The organism is Pseudoalteromonas sp. L23 (genome assembly GCF_021728455.1).
In the GTDB taxonomy this organism is placed as follows: domain Bacteria; phylum Pseudomonadota; class Gammaproteobacteria; order Enterobacterales; family Alteromonadaceae; genus Pseudoalteromonas.
Map to the genome: position 1 here is coordinate 1 of NZ_JAKKCW010000020.1, position 17,906 is coordinate 17,906.

Below are 17,906 nucleotides of genomic sequence, written 5' to 3' on the forward strand. Positions count from 1 at the left end.
TGAGGCATTAAGCTAACTCGTACTAATTACCCGTGAGGCTTAACCATACAACGCCAAAGTGGTTTATAAGCGACAGAAGTTAATAGACTAAAGTAGACAAAGAATTTAATAGCTTTTTCCGGATTTATATTAATGAAGGATACTTCATTAATGAACAGAATTTCCTGATGACCATAGCGTTTTGGACCCACCTGACCCCATGCCGAACTCAGAAGTGAAACAAAACAGCGTCGATGATAGTGTGGGCTTCCCATGTGAAAGTAGAACATCGTCAGGGCCTTATAAGAAAAACCCGTTGCAGTAATGCGACGGGTTTTTTTCTGCTTGGGGTATAGAGATTTGAGATTTAAAAATCTCGCGAGGTAAACTCGCTCCTACCATAGACTCGCTCCCACCACAGTATAAACATGTATCGTGGGAGACGGTTTACCCGCCGATTTGTGAATTCATAATATTCTGTGGGAAAGTATTTATTGATCCCAAATTACCATTACTTTTTAATGTACTGTCCCGGTGGTTTGCCAAAGACTTTTTTAAACGCATTGCTAAATGCGGCGGTAGATTCAAAACCCAAATATTCGGCTGCTTGTTGCTGAGAATATCCATCTTTCAAAAGCTCAATTGCTTTGATAGCTCTTAGTTTTTGGCGCCAATCACTGAAGCCCATCATAAAACATTTGTGGAATAAGCGGTTGAGTGTCCGGGTTGATGCGCCGACTTGATCACTCCAGGCCTCCAAGCTTATTTTGCATCCTGGATTTGTATGTAGCTCGGTCACAATGGGTAAGATCCGAGCATCCTGTGCACTTGGAATAAAAAAGTGGCACGTTGCAGCTGACGTTAGCCTATCAATAAAGACCGTAATAAATCGCTCTGTTTTTTCATCTAGGTGGTACTCTTCCTGCCAAGTACAGATCTCCAGTATAAATTGCTTCAGTAGTTCATCTACCGCAATTAGCTTCGCTTTATTCCCTAGCAACTCGGTGTATTTATTGTCGATATAGACACTACGAAAATCTCCACCGTAGCGACAATACGTCTCATGTGGAAGGCCTGGAGGTAGCCACAAAGCTTGGTCGGGAGGGATCACGAAAGTGCCTTCAGGAGTCACAATTGTAATGACTCCATTGCTTGTATATGCAAGCTGTCCCCACTCATGTTGGTGCCGTTGAACATGCTCCCACTCTGCTTTTTTTACCGCTCTTGGCAGGATTGGCCGGCCAAGTGTTGGCTTTAAGAAGCGCTTATATTTGGGTTGAATACGCCAAGGAGAAGTTGTCTGTTTTGATAAAGAACTTGGCATAATTGTGTATATCTGAAATTGACGTGTGGCCATATTATAGCCATAACTTTTTAATAGTTGTGCTTTATGTGGAGATAATCATGAAGAATGCCTCTCAAGGATGGCAAAGTCCTTTTAATTTCTTAGTGCTCGCTACCATTGTTATGGCAGTTACATTCGCAGGCTGGATGGCCATGCTCAATAACTTTGCGATTGAAGCCGCAAACTTCAATGGCGCTAATATGGGAATGTTGCAATCTCTGCGTGAGATCCCCGGATTTTTAGCGTTTACAGCGGTGTTTGTTTTATTGGTGTTAAAGGAGCAGACCTTCGCACTGATCAGTTTATGTTTGCTGTCGCTTGGCGTCGCGATTACGGGCTTGTTGCCTACTATTTATGGTTTGTATGCAACCACAGTGTTAATGTCGATAGGTTTTCACTATTTTGAGACACTGAATCAATCACTCAGTTTACAATGGTTCAATAAAGATGAGGCACCGGCCAAACTGGGTATCTTGCTCTCTATTAAATCCATTGCCTCTCTGATCGCCTATGCGGTGATATGGCTGGGTTTTAGCTACTTCTCTGCAGACTATAAGTGGATGTATCTGCTTATTGGAGGGGTTGGCTTTATCATTACGCTATTTATGTTTATCGGCTTTCCAACCTTTGAAATGCATACTACGCAGCATAAAAAGCTCATTTTGAGAAAAGAGTACAGCCTATATTACGCCTTGATTTTCTTCTCGGGCGCGAGAAGACAAATATTTATGGTGTTTGCGGGTTTCTTAATGGTGGAAAAATTTGGTTTTGATGTTGCACAGATCACCGCGCTTTATATGTTGAATCATTTGATAAACATATTTATCGCCCCCAAGATTGGTCAAATGATTGGGCATATTGGTGAGCGTAAAACACTGACAATCGAATATGTGGGACTAATTTTTGTATTTATTGGTTATGCATTGGTAGAGTCAGCAAGCTTTGCTGCAGCGCTTTATGTCATCGACCATCTGTTTTTTGCGATGGCCATTGCACTCAAAACTTATTTTCAAAAAATTGCTCGGCCAGAAGACATCGCAGCAACGGCAGGGGTTAGCTTTACCATTAACCATATTGCAGCAGTAGTGATCCCAGCAAGCTTTGGCTTAGTATGGTTATACGATCAATCCTTAGTGTTTTACTTTGGTGCTGCACTTGCGGTGTGCTCATTGGTGTTGAGTCAATTTGTGAATACAGCCAATGTGCAGGAAAAGCTGGCTAAATCCGTGTGATGCTCCAGCATCACACGAATAGTGACATTGCAGTTTAGATACTGCGACCACACCAAACAACACGCCCTGCAATGCCGTGACTGTCGGCATTATCAGCGGTGATCTCCCAGCTCGGGTAATCAGGGTTATCACTGATCACTTTGAGCTGAGAGTGCTTTTGTTGCACTCGCTTAGCCATGAGACCCTCTTCTGTTTGAATGATATAAACCGCATCTTTACTGGGTTGATTCTGTGAAAGGTCAACGAGTACCATGTCGCCGTCTAGCAACGTGGGCTGCATACTATCACCACGGATAGAGACAAAGGCGAGCTTCTCTGAATACACGCCAAGATGGGAGTTTAGCCAACGACGGTTGAGTGCAAACTGCTCGGTAACTTCTTCATGACCAATTACACTGCCCATACCTGCACTGGCCTCAATATCAAGTTTAGGTATGAGGGTAAGTTCATCTTTAAGCTGACCTTGTGGTTTATCTAAGGGTTGTTCACCGGTAAGTAACCAGTTCAGATCAACGGCAAATAGGCTATAAAGGTGCTCAAGATATATCATTGAAGGGCGACTTAAGCCGCGACAAATACGGTAAATATGGGAAGGGGATTTACCTGTTAACTGGGCAAATTGGCGCTTATTGCCGCCTGCAAATTGCTCGACTAAGGTTACAAATCGTCTTGAAAATGCCGTACTCATCTCTTAATTATTCTCTTTATAGCGCCTAAACCCGCAAGCATACTGAGCTAAGCCTTATCTGTACAGTCTCGCTGCACTAGTTGGACATTTTATAAACGAGCATAATCAAGGACGAATAATGGCCTAAAGAGAGGGGTTATTTCATTAGACTAAGGTCGTAGTGAGTTGGGTTGTACGAAATTTGTCCATGCTGGTAGGCTAGAATCGCAAGTTAACATTTATTTAAACTCGGCACGACTTGCTTTAGCCGACATACAACATGGAAAAAGGTAATGAAATATACAAATTTATTAATTGCACTTCCGCTCTTGGGCGCGATGGAAGTTGCACTGGCGGTTGACTGTAGCAACTTAACGCAATGGCAATCACAGCAGGTATATACAGGTGGTGATGCTGTCACCTATCAGTCAGCTAAATACACCGCGAAATGGTGGACACAAAACCAAAACCCAGCGCAAAATTCTAATACTTATGATGTCTGGCAAGCAAACGGTAGTTGTGATCCTGTAACGCCATTGCCCCAGGTTTCGGTCACCTCTCCAAGCAGTAACGCACGAGTGTTAGTGGGTTCATCAGTTAGCCTAGCTGCGGCGGTAAGCCATCCGCAAAACACGGCTATCGACGGTGTTGAATTCTATCTCGATGGCACGCTGGTCGCCTCTGACAACAGTGCACCTTATGAGGTGATGTGGCAAGCGCAGGGGCTAGGTAATCGCGCATTAACTGTCTCTGCAACTGATGTGTCTGGGGCACGAGGTGAATCGAGTGCGGTGAACTTCAGTGTCGTGTCTGACGAGGTTCCTCCTGGCGACCCTAATTTTAAAATTGTCGGCTACTTTCCAAGTTGGCAGGGTGCCGTGAGTGATATTCAGTTTGATAAACTCACCCATATCAATTACTCATTTTTACTACCCAATGCAGATGGCACACTGAGACCACTTGAAAATTTGAGCAAAATGACAGCGCTAGTAAATTCGGCTCATGCCAACAATGTGAAAGTGGGAATTGCCATTGGTGGCTGGAACGGGGGGGACGATAGTGCATTCGAGACATTCGCCAGTTCACAGCAAGGTAGAGCCCGTTTCGTGCAAGAGGTCATTGCGTTTGTAGAGCAGCATAATCTAGATGGTGTTGATATGGATTGGGAATATCCAGATCCCGGTGCTTCAGCAAATAACTATGCATTACTGATGAAGGAACTAAGCGTTGAGTTACGCGCCAGAGGTAAATTCTTGACGGCAGCTGTGGTGGCGCTTGGTTATACTGGTGGTGGCGTGTTGGAATCTGTATTCCAAGATATCGACTTTTTAAATTTGATGGCGTACGACGCGAACAATACTGATCATGCTTCTATGCAATACGCCAAAGACTCAATAGCTTACTGGCAAGGTCGTGGGCTTAGTAAAGAAAAAACGGTATTAGGCGTACCATTTTATGCAAGACCTACTTGGAAAGCGTATCGCACCTTACTGCAGGAGAACCCTGCCAATGCCTGTCGCGATAGTGATGGTAGCAGCTACTACAATGGTATCCCGACGATCCGCGCAAAAACGCAGTACGCTAAGCTCAATGCCGGTGGCATTATGAATTGGGAGCTATCCCATGACAGTAATGGCCCTGCGTCGCTATTAACAGCGAAATGGGAAGTTGCTAATGGTGTAACACCAAGCTATCAATGTCAGTAAATTATTACTTATAACTCAGCTCGGCGGCGAGTGAGAGCTGGCCGTTGAGCATATAGAGAGTTTGACTGAGAAATAGGCTAACTACATATTTTTATAATATCTAGCCTATATATGGTGGGAAATGATTATAAACAGCGCTCCATCACGCTGCAGGTAACAGCTGGCGAACTTGGACGTTGACACCAGTAATCGTTATTAGTCGTTTCACACATAACGCCGGTTTCTGGTCCTCTACCACCGGCTGCTTGCGGTGTGAGCTTTGCGGCAAGTTGATTTTGTTGATAGTCTAATTGTTTTAGTTTTTTCTTTGCTAGGGTAAGTTTCATATTATTTTCCTTTGAAATAAGAATGTCTTAATAGACTATTTTACCCTACTGTATAGTTTACTAAATGTACAGCCCAAAGCGGTGACTACCCAGCTGCTGGGTAGTCACCTTATGTTTAAAGCGCTTTAAAACGAATAGCAACGCCGCCGCCGGCAGCCAGTTTTAATGTCAGCTTGTCGGCACTTGTTACCTTTTTGCGGTAAATATTCATTTCATACGGGTTTTGTTTCCATTCGGCTTTATTACCGTCCGCGTAGATTTGCGCCTCAAAGGTTTTACCTGACTCAAGGAAATCTAAAGTAATAGGAATTTCTCTCGCTTCTTCATCAGTCACTGCGCCCAAGAACCAATCGTTACCACTATATTGTTTATGCTTGCGCTCCTTTCTGGCAAAGACAACATAATCACCCACTTCTCCTGCAAGTGCGATACTGTGTTCCCAGTCGGTGGGTACATCTTTGATAAATTGGAAGGCGTCTGGCTTAGCGAGGTAATTTTCTGGCAAATCGGCCGCCATTTGAATTGGACTATAAAGCACAACATAAAGCGCTAATTGTTTGGCGAGGGTGGTTTGTGGGCGGTTGGTTTTATCGCCAAGGCTGTTGAAGCCCATGTCAAAAATACCCGGAGTAAAGTCCATAGGGCCTGCTAACATGCGGGTAAAGGCAAGCATTGGCACATGCTCTGGTGGGTTTGGTGGCGTGCCCCATGCGTTGAACTCTTGCCCTCTTGCACCCTCTCTCGCGATCCAGTTTGGATAGGTACGACGCAGGCCGGTATCTTTGATTGGTTCATGTGTATTGATACTGATCTTGTGCTTGGCCGCAAGTTTGACGTTGTCTAAGTACTCATTTGCCATAAATTGACCGTCGTGCCATTCGAATCTGGCATTGCCCTTGGCATCAATGCGTTTGATGTTGCCACCATCGGCTACGTAACCGGTTTTAACTTGGCGAACGCCTGCTTTTTCGTAGAGTGCGAAAGCCGCCTCCATTTGATTGCGATAGTTGCTGACGTTACCTGAAGTCTCGTGATGACCTATTAGGCGTGCACCTACTTTTTCTCCGTGCTTGGCTATTTCATCAATATTAAAGTCAGCATAGGCGTCGGTAAAGCTAAAGACATCACCGTTGAAGAACCAGTCGCCATCCCAGCCTATGTTCCACCCTTCAACCAACACGCCATCAAAGCTATGGTCAGCGGCAAAGCTCAAATATTCTTTAGTACGCGCCGTAGTCGCTCCATGTTTATCGCCACTGCCCCAGGTATTTTTGTTGATGTGCATGCCCCACCAAATGCCGATGTATTTACCCGGCTCAACCCAAGATACATCGCCGAGCTTATTTGGTTCGTTGAGGTTTAAAATAAGGTGAGAGTTCAACAAGTCGGTGGCTTCATCGCCTATTTGCAGGGTGCGCCAAGGTGTATTGAACTTACCATTGGTTTTGACAGCAACGCCGTCTGACCAAGGTGTTAGATCGGCAACAAATGTTCCTGGGCGACGCTGGTTTAAGGTCATGCCCGCATAGTCAATTAGGGCCGCTTCATGCACACTGATATGAACCCCGTCTTGATTCTTTAAAGTAAATGGGGTGTGCACATGTGGGGCATCGTGCAGTGGTGTGGTGTTGTATACATATTCATAGCGATTCCAGCCACGAGCAGGGATCCACCACGCTGTACTTTTATCACTTTGTGCAAAGGCGAATTCGGTCAATTCTCTGGTGATATTAAGCGCTTGATTTTGAGCAACCTCATAGCGAAAGCCGACACCGTCATCAAATACTTTTACACGCACAGTATATTGCGGCGATTTGTCTGCCTGCTTAGCAAAGGTGACAGCAAGCTCATTGTGCTTATCTTGGATCACTCGGGCTTCGCCCCAAGGCTGTTGCCAACTGCTATCGACGCTATTACGCTGATGTGTGGTGATACTTAAGCCATCGCGCATCGATGCAGCTGTTGCGAAATCAAAACCAAGTTTAGACGGTTGAATAATGGTTTTGTCGTTAAAGCTGACTTGATAGGTCGGCTGGCTATTATCATCACTCAAGGTAAAAGTGATTTTGCCATCTGGCGAACTCACAGCTAAAGATGCGGCAAAGCTCGTAGTCGTAAACAAGCTTAATCCGATCAGGGAAAGTGACATGGGGCGCATAGTTTTTCCTTCTTGTTGTCGGCACGAAAATTCGTGTTCTTTTGCACATAAGCTAAGCTTACTGTTGTATGCTAACGTTCACGTAAAAGTTGCATACGTATTCATGCTGTAAATGCGATGAATGTAATAATTATTCCGCTCGGTCTAGTGTAGACAAGCTAAGAAAAATAATAAGGATAGGTTGAACTGCTTATGCTAAACCTAACAATTTTTGGGCGTATTGCTGTTGTGATGGCAATGCTACAAGCCGGTCTAGTCAATGCCCTTGAAGTGCAAATTGTCGATGCTGATAAACAGCCACTCGCGAATGCCGCGGTGTGGTTGCAAGGAAATGGCTTTGATAACAAAAGAACAACGCTAGATTATAAAATGGAGCAAAAGGATAAAGCGTTTGTGCCCCATATCTTGATGGTGCAAGCTGGCACCCAAGTCTCGTTTCCGAATTTAGATCCTATTCTGCACCACGTCTATTCGTTCTCTGCTGCAAAGCCGTTCGAGCTTAAGTTGTATCGCGATGACCCGAAACAAGTATTATTTGATCAAACTGGTGTGGTTGAGCTTGGCTGCAATATTCACGATTGGATGCTGGGTTATATCGTGGTTGTAGATAGCCCATTATTTGCGGTAACGGATAGCAGCGGCAAAGTATCAATCGACCTAGGTGCTCAGCAAGCCAGCGCACTAAAGCTGAATGTATGGCATGAAAGATTCGAAAATATAGACAAAATAGAACAGCATCCGCTCTCCATCGTGAATAACACTCAAGCAATTACCTATCAAATTAAGCAAACACTGGTTGCTCCACTTCAGGATTTCTCCGATGGCTTCGATGATTACTAAGCTAAGCGCCGCTTTGGCATTATTCGCCATAGGGCAAGCAGGTGCCGTTGAGATTTCTGGACAAGGGCAACTGCAAACGACCTGGCAGCATGATGATAATCGTAAAGCTTGGTATCAGCCTGGATGGGGCGTTACGCGTTTTGGGAAAGGGGAGTCAGACATTACGCTTAGTCGAGGCGCTATTGATTGGCGTGTAGATTTTGCTAGCGCTTGGTCTTTGCACGGGGTAACACAGTATGTGCCAGACCCAGATGACAAGCTCGGCTTTACAGAACTGTATTTGCAGTATCGAACACTGCCTAAAAATGGTCGCCGCTTTATTGTTCGAGCGGGTGGCTTTTATCCGAAGTTTTCTATTGAGAACCCAGATATTGGCTGGTCATCACCCTATACATATCAGTATTCGGCCATCAACGCTTGGATAGGTGAGGAAGTGCGAGTATTTGGAGGTGAAGTCGCGATTGAGCAGCCGCAGACGCGTCGTAGCCGCGGTCAGGGATTCAAAGGTGTGTTTGGTGTTTTTAAGGGGAATGATCCGGCTGGCACTTTACTCGCATGGCGAGGTTTTACCGTGCATGATAGGCAGTCGGTGTTTAACGAAAGTCTCCCCTTTGCCGCGGTAGAGTCGTTGAACACACCGCAGCTACAACATCAAGCACAGCATGTTGAACCGTTTTCGGAAGTAGATGGCCGATTTGGTTATTATCTTGGATATCATCGCGAATTTTCAAACCGCAGTGAGATCAATGTCTATTGGTACGATAATAATGGCGATCCAAGTAAGATTAACTACCGAACTGGGCAGTATGCGTGGGACACTAAATTTATTAGTGCAGCTTGGCGTTACAAGTTAACCCCGCAGACGCATATACTCGTACAAGGCATGTTGGGTAATACCGCCATGGGTGTCAATCGCGGCGTCGATAATGACTTTAATAGTTGGTTTTTGCTACTCACACATCAGCGCGATGAGTGGCGCTTTTCCATACGGGGGGAGCAGTTCAAAGTCATCGATAAAGATGATTGGCAGTTCGACCCAAACCAAAGTGATGGCCATGCACTGACCGCTACAGTGAAGTATCGAATTAATAGCAATTGGCTGGTGGGCGGTGAGTTTTTGAGGCTGACAACCACAGTTGCAAACCGCGAGGCTTTTAACGGTAAACCTAAGCAAAGCGATAATGTGTGGCGACTCAGTGCGGAGTATCGTTTTAATTTATAACAATAAACGTGACGCCCAAGGTGTCACGCTTATTCATGCCATACGATACGTTAGTCCAGTAGACGATTAATGCCGTTTAAGGCTGCAACGCGATAGGCTTCGGCCATTGTTGGGTAGTTAAAGGTAGTATTGATAAAGTACTCGATATTATTACCCGTTCCTTTTTGTTCCATAATGGCTTGGCCGATATGGATGATCTCGGATGCACGTTCACCAAAGCAGTGAATACCTAATATCTCTTTGGTTTCTGCATGGAACAAAATTTTCAAGCTGCCGACTTCAGTGCCTGTGATCTGTGCACGAGCCAAATGTTTAAACTGGGCGCGACCCACTTCATAGGGAATGCGCGCAGCGGTGAGTTCTTGCTCAGTTTTACCAACAGAGCTCATTTCTGGAATGGTGTAAATGCCGGTTGGGATATCGGTGATCAAACGATCATCACAGGCACCATGCACAATCGCATTGGCCGCAATACGCCCTTGATCGAACGCCGCACTGGCTAGGCTGGGATAGCCAATCACATCTCCTACTGCGAAAATATTATCCACTTCAGTTTGATAGTGTTCGTTGACTTTAAGCTGGCCACGGCTATCAGCCTTTAGACCTACGCTTGCAAGGTTGAGTGTTTCGGTATTACCGGAGCGGCCATTGGCCCATAAAATGCAGTCTGCGCGTACTTTCTTGCCAGACTGTAGATGCACAATAACCCCTTTGTCATGGGTCTCTACTTTCGCAAACTCTTCGTTATGGCGAATAACAATACCATTATTCCAAAAATGGTAACTGAGTGCGTCAGAGATCTCGGCATCCATGAAGGCCAGTAAGCGGTCGCGGGTATTGATAAGATCTACCTTTGCGCCCAGTCCTTTAAAGATTGATGCATATTCACAGCCTATGACCCCTGCGCCGTATATCAATACGCGCTGAGGATTATGCTCAAGGCTTAAAATAGTGTCACTGTCGTAGACGCGAGGGTGGTTAAAATCAACGCCTGGTGGGCGGTATGGGCGCGAGCCTGTGGCTATTACAATGGTTTTAGCGGTGAGTAACTCTTGCGAACCATCTTGATGAATGACTTGTACTGTATGCGCGTCAACAAAGCTGGCATCGCCTTGAAACAAGTGGATGCGGTTACGACCATAAAAGCTAGAACGCAATGTTGACTGTTTTGAGATCACATCACTGGCATGGTGCAAAATATCTTGAAAGGTATGGCGCTGCGGGCGCTCGGTGAAACGATAAAGTGGGTTCGCTTTGTATTCAATTAAACGACTGACAGAGTGGCGAAGCGCCTTTGAGGGAATGGTGCCCCAGTGAACGCAGCCACCGCCAACCGCATGCTGGCGTTCGATAACCGCGACTTTCTTACCACTTTTAGAGAGGTTCATGGCGGCGCCTTCGCCGCCAGGTCCGGTGCCTATAATAATGGCATCGTATTGATAGGATTGTGGAACAGTTTCGGTTTTTTCTGCAGCTTTTTTGCTCACGGCCTCACCCCTTTAGTTATTGAGGCCGCTGAACGTTATGCCGTTTTCAGTAGCCTCGAATTTAGTGCAATCCAAGCTTGTTTTTGGCTTTCCCAAGCTTGTTCTAGCTCTTTATATTGTTGCATCAGTGCGGAATGTTCGCACTGTGCAAGTACTGCCTCTTTCTTCGCTTCGAGTACCTGCTTTTGCACAGTACAGTAGTTTTGAAGCTTTTTAAGAAGTAAATCATACTCTTGTTGTAACAATGTAAGCTTATCTTGCGCCAAAGGCAATTTTGCGAGACTGACTTTAGTCTTATTCAACAAGGTCTCCGCTTTGGCTTTTTCAATGCGCTCAACCGGAGTGCGTTTTAGCTTACTGGCAAGGCCTAGTGCTGCAAAAGTGCGGATCAGCCATTTAGTTGGGTCATAGTGATACCAGCGAATACCATTACGGTAGTCGCTGGCAAAAATATGATGAAAGTTATGGTAGCCTTCACCGTAAGTGAATAGGGCTAGCAAACCATTGTCTCGCGCGGTATTTTTTTCGGTGTAAGGACGACTACCCCAAATGTGCGCCAGTGAATTGATAAAGAAGGTAAAGTGTTGACTGAGTACGAGTCTGAGTACGCCCGCAAGTAACAACATGCCAAACACATTTCCGAGTAATAAACCTAGCACTAACGGGATGCCGATATTCGTAAGTAACACCAATTTCATATAGTGCTTGTGTTGCCACATCACGATAGGGTTACGTTGTAAGTCTCTGGCGTTATTATAATCACCGTAAGTCTCGCCTTGATAATCTCTCAGCATCCAACCGATATGGCTATACCAGAAGCCTCGTGTTGCGGCGTACGGATCTTTTACTGGGTCGTCGACTTGGCCGTGGTGTACACGGTGATCGCTACTCCAATGTAATATACTGTTTTGTAACGCGAATGCGCCACCCAACGCAAAAATAACTTGAATCACAGGATGGGCGTCATAGGCTTTATGCGCCCATAAACGGTGATACCCTGCGGTGATCGACAGACCGGCGTAAAACATACAGGCAACAAAAGCTACCCAGTGGCTGGTGGTATAGCCGTATTCAAAGCCATACCAAGGCACCAAAGTGATCGCAGCTAAAAACGATAAGCTAAAGAACAGCACATTGGTCCATAAAATGGGTGGTTTTTTCATCAATTAATCTCAAAATCTAATTTCAGCGTACAACTGTACGCTAAAATAGTATTTCATTCTTGCTGCGTCAAGGTTTAGACTGCGGTTTATTGTTCTTATTTTTCGAAGCGAATTGGGGAAAGTCCATGGCTGGTGTACGCGCCCAACAAAAACAGAAGACCCGTCAAGCGCTTATCGAAGCGGCATTTAATCAACTAAGTGCTGAGCATAGTTTCTCGAATTTAAGCCTGCGTGAAGTCGCGCGAGAGGCGGGTATCGCACCTACTTCTTTTTATCGACATTTTAAGGATATGAACGAGCTCGGGCTGACTATGGTAGATGAAGCGGGTTTAACCTTGCGACAATTAATGCGCCAAGCAAGACGTCGCATCGCTAAAGGTGGTAGCGTGATCAATACTTCTGTGCACACCTTCATGGAATTTATTGAGCAGTCGAGCAACCAATTTCGTTTATTACTGCGTGAACGTTCGGGTACGTCACCTGCGTTTCGTGCCGCCGTGGCTAGAGAAATCAAACATTTTATCTTAGAGCTTGCTCATTACCTTGAAACAGAAACGGGAGTAGATACCCATCACGCCCACATGCAGGCTGAAGCAATGGTCACCTTAGTATTTAGCTCTGGTGCTGAGGCTTTGGATCAAGACCCCCCACAACGCGCTGAACTGACCGAGCGTTTGAAGTGGCAGTTGCGGTATATCGCAAAAGGTGCCTCTGGTTATGCAAAACATCCAGAACCAATAAAAAAATAGCCTAAATTGGCTATTTTTTTATTGGTAATTAAAATTCAAAAATACCCTGCTCACTTCATATCCTATCTGTGTTCACTTCTGATCTTGAAATGTATTTTCTAAATTTGGCGTTATTGTGATTTTATTTGCCAATAAATCGAGATTTAAACTCTATTTTTGGGATAATTTATGCTTGATTGTCGCTTTTGAAGCATGTTAAAACATAACCAATTCATCAACAGGAACACTTAGCTCAATGAAAATGACTGCGCGTATTTCACTCCTTCTTAACCTCCTACTGGTAAACCAGAGGGGTGGGGTGTAATTGCGCGAATTGAGCGACATTTACTGTAGACACCCCGCACTTGCGGGGTTTTTTTTGGCTGAGGATAAGGGTATGCAAGATAAAGTCTGGATTTTCGATACAACATTAAGGGACGGTGAGCAGGCGTTAAAAGCCAGCTTAACAGAAGAAGATAAAATACAGCTGGCGCATACCATTAGTCGTCTCAATGTGGATGTTATGGAAGTGGGTTTTCCAGTATCAAGTCCGGCTGATTTTCGTGCGGTACAACGCATTGCTGCCGAGGTAAAAGGTCCAGCGATTTGTGGCCTTGCGCGTGCGGTTAGTAAAGATATCGACGCATGTGGCGAAGCCCTTAAAGGCGCTGAGCAGCGCCGCATTCACACCTTTATCGCAACCAGCCCTCTGCACCTAGAACATAAGTTAAGAATGAGTCTAGATGATGCGACTAGCATGGCGATTAAGGCCATTTCTCAAGCCAGAAAGTACACTGATGATGTTGAGTTTTCATGTGAAGACGCCGGCCGTACGCCACACTCAGACCTGTGTCGTATTGTTGAAGCGGCGATTAATGCCGGTGCATCTACGATTAACTTGCCTGATACCGTAGGTTATGTCACACCAGACGAGTATGCAGCGATGATTTACCATATTCGTAATAATGTGCCTAACATCGACAAAGCCAGACTAAGTGTCCATTGTCACAACGATTTAGGACTTGCGGTGGCAAACTCAATCGCGGCGGTACAAGCCGGTGCAAGACAAATCGAATGTACCATCAATGGTATTGGTGAGCGTGCAGGTAACTGCTCACTAGAAGAAGTGGCGATGATCATGAAGATGCGTCAAGACCACCTAAAAGTGCACACCGATATTCGTAGCGAAGAGATTTATCGCGCGTCACGTCAAGTTGCTAAAATCTGCAATATGCCGGTGCAGCCAAACAAGGCAATTGTAGGCGAAAATGCCTTTGCACATAGCTCGGGTATTCACCAAGACGGCGTCTTAAAAGCACAAAACACCTATGAAATCATGGCACCAGAAACCGTTGGTGTGCCGAGTAATCAGTTAAATATGACTTCACGCTCTGGCCGACATGTTATCGAGCATCGTCTTACCGAGCTTGGCTATCAGAAATCGGATTACGATATGGATAGCCTGTATGAAAGCTTCTTGGCGTTAGCCGATCAAAAGGGCACGGTTTACGACTATGACCTTGAAGCGATGATTTATTTCAACCAAATCAAAGATAAAGACGAGCGCTACCAATTACAGTTCGTCAATGCATCTTCTAACTCTCAATCTATCGCGAGCGCGACTGTGGGGATTGCCTTGAATGGTGAGCTTAAGCAAGAAGCGGCAACCGGCAACGGTCCTGTGGAAGCGGCGTTTGTAGCTATCGAGCGTATCACTGGCATGGCGGTGGAAGTGGTGGAATATAACCTTGATGCGACGGGTAAAGGGGCAAGTTCACTGGGCCAAGTCGATATTATTGCCAAGTTTGATGGTAAGCAATATCACGGTGTGGGACTTGCGGCCGACATCGTCGAAGCGTCAGTGAGAGCCATGATCCGAGTATATAACCTAATTGATAGAGCACAAAAAGTGTCTAGCCTAAAACAACAAAGGAAAGCAGGATGAGTCAAACAAACTACAAAATCGCAGTATTAGCTGGAGATGGAATTGGTCCAGAAGTGATGCAAGCCGCTGAGCTGGTATTAGATAAAGTGGCGACTAAGTTCAACTTTGCTTTAGAAAAATCACCACAAGCGATTGGTGGTGCGGCCATAGACCAATTTGGTGAAGCCTTACCCGCGGCGACATTGGCCGCATGTGAAGCCGCTGATGCGATTTTATTTGGCTCTGTGGGTGGGCCTAAGTGGGAGCATTTACCACCAAATGAGCAACCAGAGCGGGCATCCTTATTACCGCTTAGAAAGCACTTTCAGCTATTTTGTAATCTGCGTCCTGCGCAGCTATTACCCGCATTAAGCGCTGCCTCTCCACTACGCAGTGACATTAGCCAGCAAGGTTTTGATATTTTATGCGTCCGTGAGCTTACTGGCGGAATTTATTTTGGCGAAAAAGGTCGCCAAGGTGAGGGCGAAAGCGAGTCGGCGTTTGATACGCAAACCTATTCGCGCAAAGAAATCGAACGCATCGCCCGTTTTGCTTTTGATGCAGCGAGACTTAGAAGCAATCATGTGACTTCTGTAGACAAAGCCAACGTGCTGGCAACCAGTGTACTGTGGCGTGAAGTGGTCAATGAAGTCGCGAAAGAATACCCAGATGTGGCGCTTGATCACATCTATATCGACAACGCTGCGATGCAGTTGGTAAAGCAACCAAGCCAGTTTGATGTGCTACTGTGCGACAACCTGTTTGGTGACATCCTTTCTGATGAATGTGCAATGATCACGGGTTCCATGGGGTTATTACCATCGGCAAGTCTAAATCAATCGGGTTTTGGCTTATATGAGCCAGCGGGCGGCTCAGCACCAGATATCGCCGGTAAAGGAGTGGCAAACCCAATCGCACAAATCTTAAGTGCCGCGCTGATGCTACGTTATTCATTGGGGCAAGACGAAGCGGCACGCGCAATTGAAAAGGCAGTAGCAGAGGCGGTGAAAGATGGTGTAGGTACACCGGATATCTATCCTCAAGCAGGATTTACTACTATGGATGTCGCGCAAGCGATCGTCGACAGGGTTTAATAAAGGTAAGAGCAAGTGGCAAAAACATTATACGATAAAATTTGGCAATCCCATGTGGTTGCTAAATTAAACGAGCAAACCGATCTCTTGTACATTGACCGTCATCTAGTACACGAAGTCACTTCACCGCAGGCATTTGCGGGCTTAAGAGAGCAGAATCGTCCGGTAAGGTGTCCAGAAAAAACCTTTGCGACAATGGATCATAATGTCTCGACCAAGAGCCGTTCGATTGATGCTGCCAGTGAGGTGAGCAAAAACCAGCTACAAGCGTTGGCACAAAACTGTGAAGAGTTCGGCATTGTACTTTACGATTTAAATTCGATTAACCAAGGTATAGTGCACGTAATGGGACCTGAGCAAGGGATCACTTTGCCGGGTACAACGATTGTATGTGGCGATAGCCATACCTCAACGCATGGTGCATTTGGTGCGCTGGCTCACGGTATTGGTACATCAGAGGTTGAACACGTGCTGGCCACGCAAACATTACAACAGAAAAAAGCCAAATCGTTAAAAATTCAAGTGAATGGCGTATTGCGCCCGACCGTGACTGCAAAAGACTTGATCCTCGCTGTGATTGGGCAATTAGGCACAGCTGGTGGCACTGGTTATGTGGCTGAGTTTTGTGGGACGGGGATCGAAGCGCTGTCGATGGAAGCGCGGATGACGCTCTGTAATATGAGTATTGAAATGGGGGCGAAAGCTGGCTTGATCGCACCTGACGAGAAAACCTTTGCGTATTTACGTGGTCGCCCATTTGCACCTCAAGGCGAAGACTTTGATGCTGCGGTGCGCTATTGGCAAACCTTGCATAGCGACCCGGATGCTGAATTTGATCGTGTCGTGGAGCTGGATGCTGACAGTGTACAACCTCAAGTAACCTGGGGGACCAGTCCAGAGCAAGTCATTGGTATTAATGACTTAGTACCGAACCCTGACGATGAACCTAATTTAGTCAAAGCGGATGCGATGCGCAGCGCGCTGAAATATATGGGCCTCGCAGCAGGACAAAGGCTAAGCGATGCCAAAGTCGACACCGTATTTATTGGCTCTTGCACCAATAGTCGTATTGAAGATTTGCGTGCGGCGGCACAAGTGGTGGCAGGCAAGCACGTAGCGGCAGGCGTTGAAGCGCTAATCGTCCCAGGATCTGGATTAGTAAAGCAGCAAGCCGAACAAGAGGGCTTAGCCGATATTTTTAAAGCTGCGGGGTTTGAGTGGCGAGAACCGGGCTGCTCTATGTGCTTGGCGATGAACGATGATCGGCTTGGCGCAGAAAAACGCTGTGCATCGACCTCAAACCGTAACTTTGAAGGGCGTCAAGGGCGAGGCGGTCGTACGCATTTGGTGAGTCCAGCAATGGCTGCCGCAGCGGCAATTGCAGGTCACTTTACTGATATTCGAGGAGAGGCGTCATGAGCGTGTTTCATCAGGGCCTAGTTGCGCCATTAGACAAAAACAATGTTGATACAGACCAAATTATTCCCAAGCAGTTTTTAACTTCAACCAGCCGCGATGGGTTTGATAAAGCGCTGTTTTATGATTGGCGCTATCTTGACGATGGCCAGCCAGATCCGAATTTTGTACTTAACTATCGACAATATCGGGGCGCGTCAATCTTGTTAACGCGTGACAACTTTGGTTGTGGCTCGTCTCGTGAGCATGCTCCTTGGGCACTAAAACAATATGGTTTTACCGTGATCCTAGCCGAGAGTTTTGCCGATATCTTTTTTAACAATTGTGGTAATAACCAAATGCTTTGCATTGCGTTACCAGCCAGCACGTTAGATACGCTCTTCGATGCATGTGAGCAACAATCACAAGTGCATTTGAGTATTGACCTAGAAGCGCAGCAGATAAGCGGAGCGGGTATTGCACCAATTGACTTTGAGGTGCGAGAAGACATCAAAGCACGCCTCTTGAGTGGCCTTGACTTTATCGGTGAGACCGAATTATTAAATGCCCAAATTGATGCCTTTGAGCAGCAGCTTGCTACGACAAGACCTTGGCAATAATAGCTGTTTACTCAATTTAG

At 45.9% G+C, this 17,906-nt stretch carries 15 protein-coding genes and 1 rRNA gene; 10 read left to right on the forward strand and 6 right to left on the reverse strand.

The window, feature by feature from the left end:
- The first annotated feature begins 163 nt into the window (after positions 1 to 163).
- Positions 164 to 277, forward strand: a 5S ribosomal RNA gene (rrf, locus tag L3V43_RS21370).
- Between the two features lie 213 nt (positions 278 to 490).
- Here the strand turns inward: rrf and L3V43_RS21375 are convergent.
- Positions 491 to 1,336 (reverse strand): helix-turn-helix transcriptional regulator, encoded by an 846-nt coding sequence (locus L3V43_RS21375; RefSeq protein WP_237117366.1) that lies wholly within the window; start codon positions 1,334 to 1,336, stop codon positions 491 to 493.
- Positions 1,337 to 1,383: 47 nt separating this feature from the next.
- Between L3V43_RS21375 and L3V43_RS21380 the strand changes: the two genes are divergently transcribed.
- Positions 1,384 to 2,556 carry an MFS transporter gene (locus L3V43_RS21380; RefSeq protein ID WP_235368804.1) on the forward strand — a complete coding sequence of 391 codons (1,173 nt, stop codon included), beginning with the start codon at positions 1,384 to 1,386 and terminating at the stop codon, positions 2,554 to 2,556.
- Between the two features lie 34 nt (positions 2,557 to 2,590).
- On the opposite strand, the gene L3V43_RS21385 is transcribed toward L3V43_RS21380, so the two are convergent.
- Positions 2,591 to 3,244 carry a S24 family peptidase gene (locus L3V43_RS21385; protein ID WP_010604302.1) on the reverse strand — a complete coding sequence of 218 codons (654 nt, stop codon included), beginning with the start codon at positions 3,242 to 3,244 and terminating at the stop codon, positions 2,591 to 2,593.
- Between the two features lie 272 nt (positions 3,245 to 3,516).
- Here L3V43_RS21385 and L3V43_RS21390 point away from each other — a divergent pair, with 272 nt between their 5' ends.
- The gene (locus tag L3V43_RS21390; RefSeq protein ID WP_237117367.1) at positions 3,517 to 4,929 is read left to right on the forward strand and encodes a glycosyl hydrolase family 18 protein; all 1,413 of its coding nucleotides are present in this window, start codon (positions 3,517 to 3,519) and stop codon (positions 4,927 to 4,929) included.
- Between the two features lie 125 nt (positions 4,930 to 5,054).
- Here L3V43_RS21390 and L3V43_RS21395 read toward each other — a convergent pair whose 3' ends face one another.
- Both L3V43_RS21395 and L3V43_RS21400 read right to left on the reverse strand, forming a co-directional pair.
- On the reverse strand, positions 5,055 to 5,255 hold the full coding sequence (locus tag L3V43_RS21395; protein WP_237117368.1) for a hypothetical protein: 201 nt from the start codon (positions 5,253 to 5,255) through the stop codon (positions 5,055 to 5,057).
- Between the two features lie 115 nt (positions 5,256 to 5,370).
- Complete coding sequence (locus L3V43_RS21400) at positions 5,371 to 7,404, reverse strand: glycoside hydrolase family 97 protein (protein ID WP_237117378.1); 2,034 nt, start codon at positions 7,402 to 7,404, stop codon at positions 5,371 to 5,373.
- A gap of 201 nt (positions 7,405 to 7,605) precedes the next feature.
- On the opposite strand from L3V43_RS21400, the gene L3V43_RS21405 reads away from it, so the two are divergent.
- Together L3V43_RS21405 and L3V43_RS21410 are read left to right on the forward strand one after the other, a co-directional pair.
- Positions 7,606 to 8,253: a methylamine utilization protein gene (locus L3V43_RS21405; RefSeq protein WP_237117369.1), complete on the forward strand. Its 648-nt coding sequence runs from the start codon at positions 7,606 to 7,608 to the stop codon at positions 8,251 to 8,253.
- Positions 8,234 to 9,475, forward strand: coding sequence for a hypothetical protein (locus L3V43_RS21410; RefSeq protein ID WP_237117370.1), 1,242 nt, complete (start codon positions 8,234 to 8,236; stop codon positions 9,473 to 9,475). Before L3V43_RS21405 ends, L3V43_RS21410 begins: the two co-directional genes overlap by 20 nt.
- Before the next feature lie 50 nt (positions 9,476 to 9,525).
- Here the strand turns inward: L3V43_RS21410 and sthA are convergent, their stop codons facing one another.
- On the reverse strand, positions 9,526 to 10,962 hold the full coding sequence (gene sthA, locus L3V43_RS21415; RefSeq protein ID WP_102055852.1) for a Si-specific NAD(P)(+) transhydrogenase: 1,437 nt from the start codon (positions 10,960 to 10,962) through the stop codon (positions 9,526 to 9,528).
- 35 nt (positions 10,963 to 10,997) lie between these two features.
- Complete coding sequence (locus tag L3V43_RS21420) at positions 10,998 to 12,125, reverse strand: fatty acid desaturase (RefSeq protein WP_010374369.1); 1,128 nt, start codon at positions 12,123 to 12,125, stop codon at positions 10,998 to 11,000.
- A 125-nt stretch (positions 12,126 to 12,250) separates the two neighbouring features.
- Here L3V43_RS21420 and fabR point away from each other — a divergent pair, with 125 nt between their 5' ends.
- The 5 genes from fabR to leuD all read left to right on the forward strand — a co-directional run bounded on the left by fabR (position 12,251) and on the right by leuD (position 17,886).
- Positions 12,251 to 12,874, forward strand: a complete 624-nt coding sequence (fabR, locus tag L3V43_RS21425) for an HTH-type transcriptional repressor FabR (RefSeq protein ID WP_010374371.1) — start codon at positions 12,251 to 12,253, stop codon at positions 12,872 to 12,874.
- Positions 12,875 to 13,250: 376 nt separating this feature from the next.
- Entirely contained in the window at positions 13,251 to 14,798 is a 1,548-nt protein-coding gene (leuA, locus tag L3V43_RS21430; RefSeq protein WP_102055853.1) for a 2-isopropylmalate synthase, read from the forward strand.
- A complete protein-coding gene (gene leuB / locus L3V43_RS21435; RefSeq protein WP_045989497.1) occupies positions 14,795 to 15,871 on the forward strand; it encodes a 3-isopropylmalate dehydrogenase in 1,077 nt (358 codons plus the stop codon). Before leuA ends, leuB begins: the two co-directional genes overlap by 4 nt.
- 15 nt (positions 15,872 to 15,886) lie before the next feature.
- On the forward strand, positions 15,887 to 17,290 hold the full coding sequence (gene leuC, locus L3V43_RS21440; protein WP_102055854.1) for a 3-isopropylmalate dehydratase large subunit: 1,404 nt from the start codon (positions 15,887 to 15,889) through the stop codon (positions 17,288 to 17,290).
- Positions 17,287 to 17,886, forward strand: a complete 600-nt coding sequence (leuD, locus tag L3V43_RS21445) for a 3-isopropylmalate dehydratase small subunit (RefSeq protein ID WP_010604312.1) — start codon at positions 17,287 to 17,289, stop codon at positions 17,884 to 17,886. Before leuC ends, leuD begins: the two co-directional genes overlap by 4 nt.
- Positions 17,887 to 17,906 lie beyond the last annotated feature (20 nt).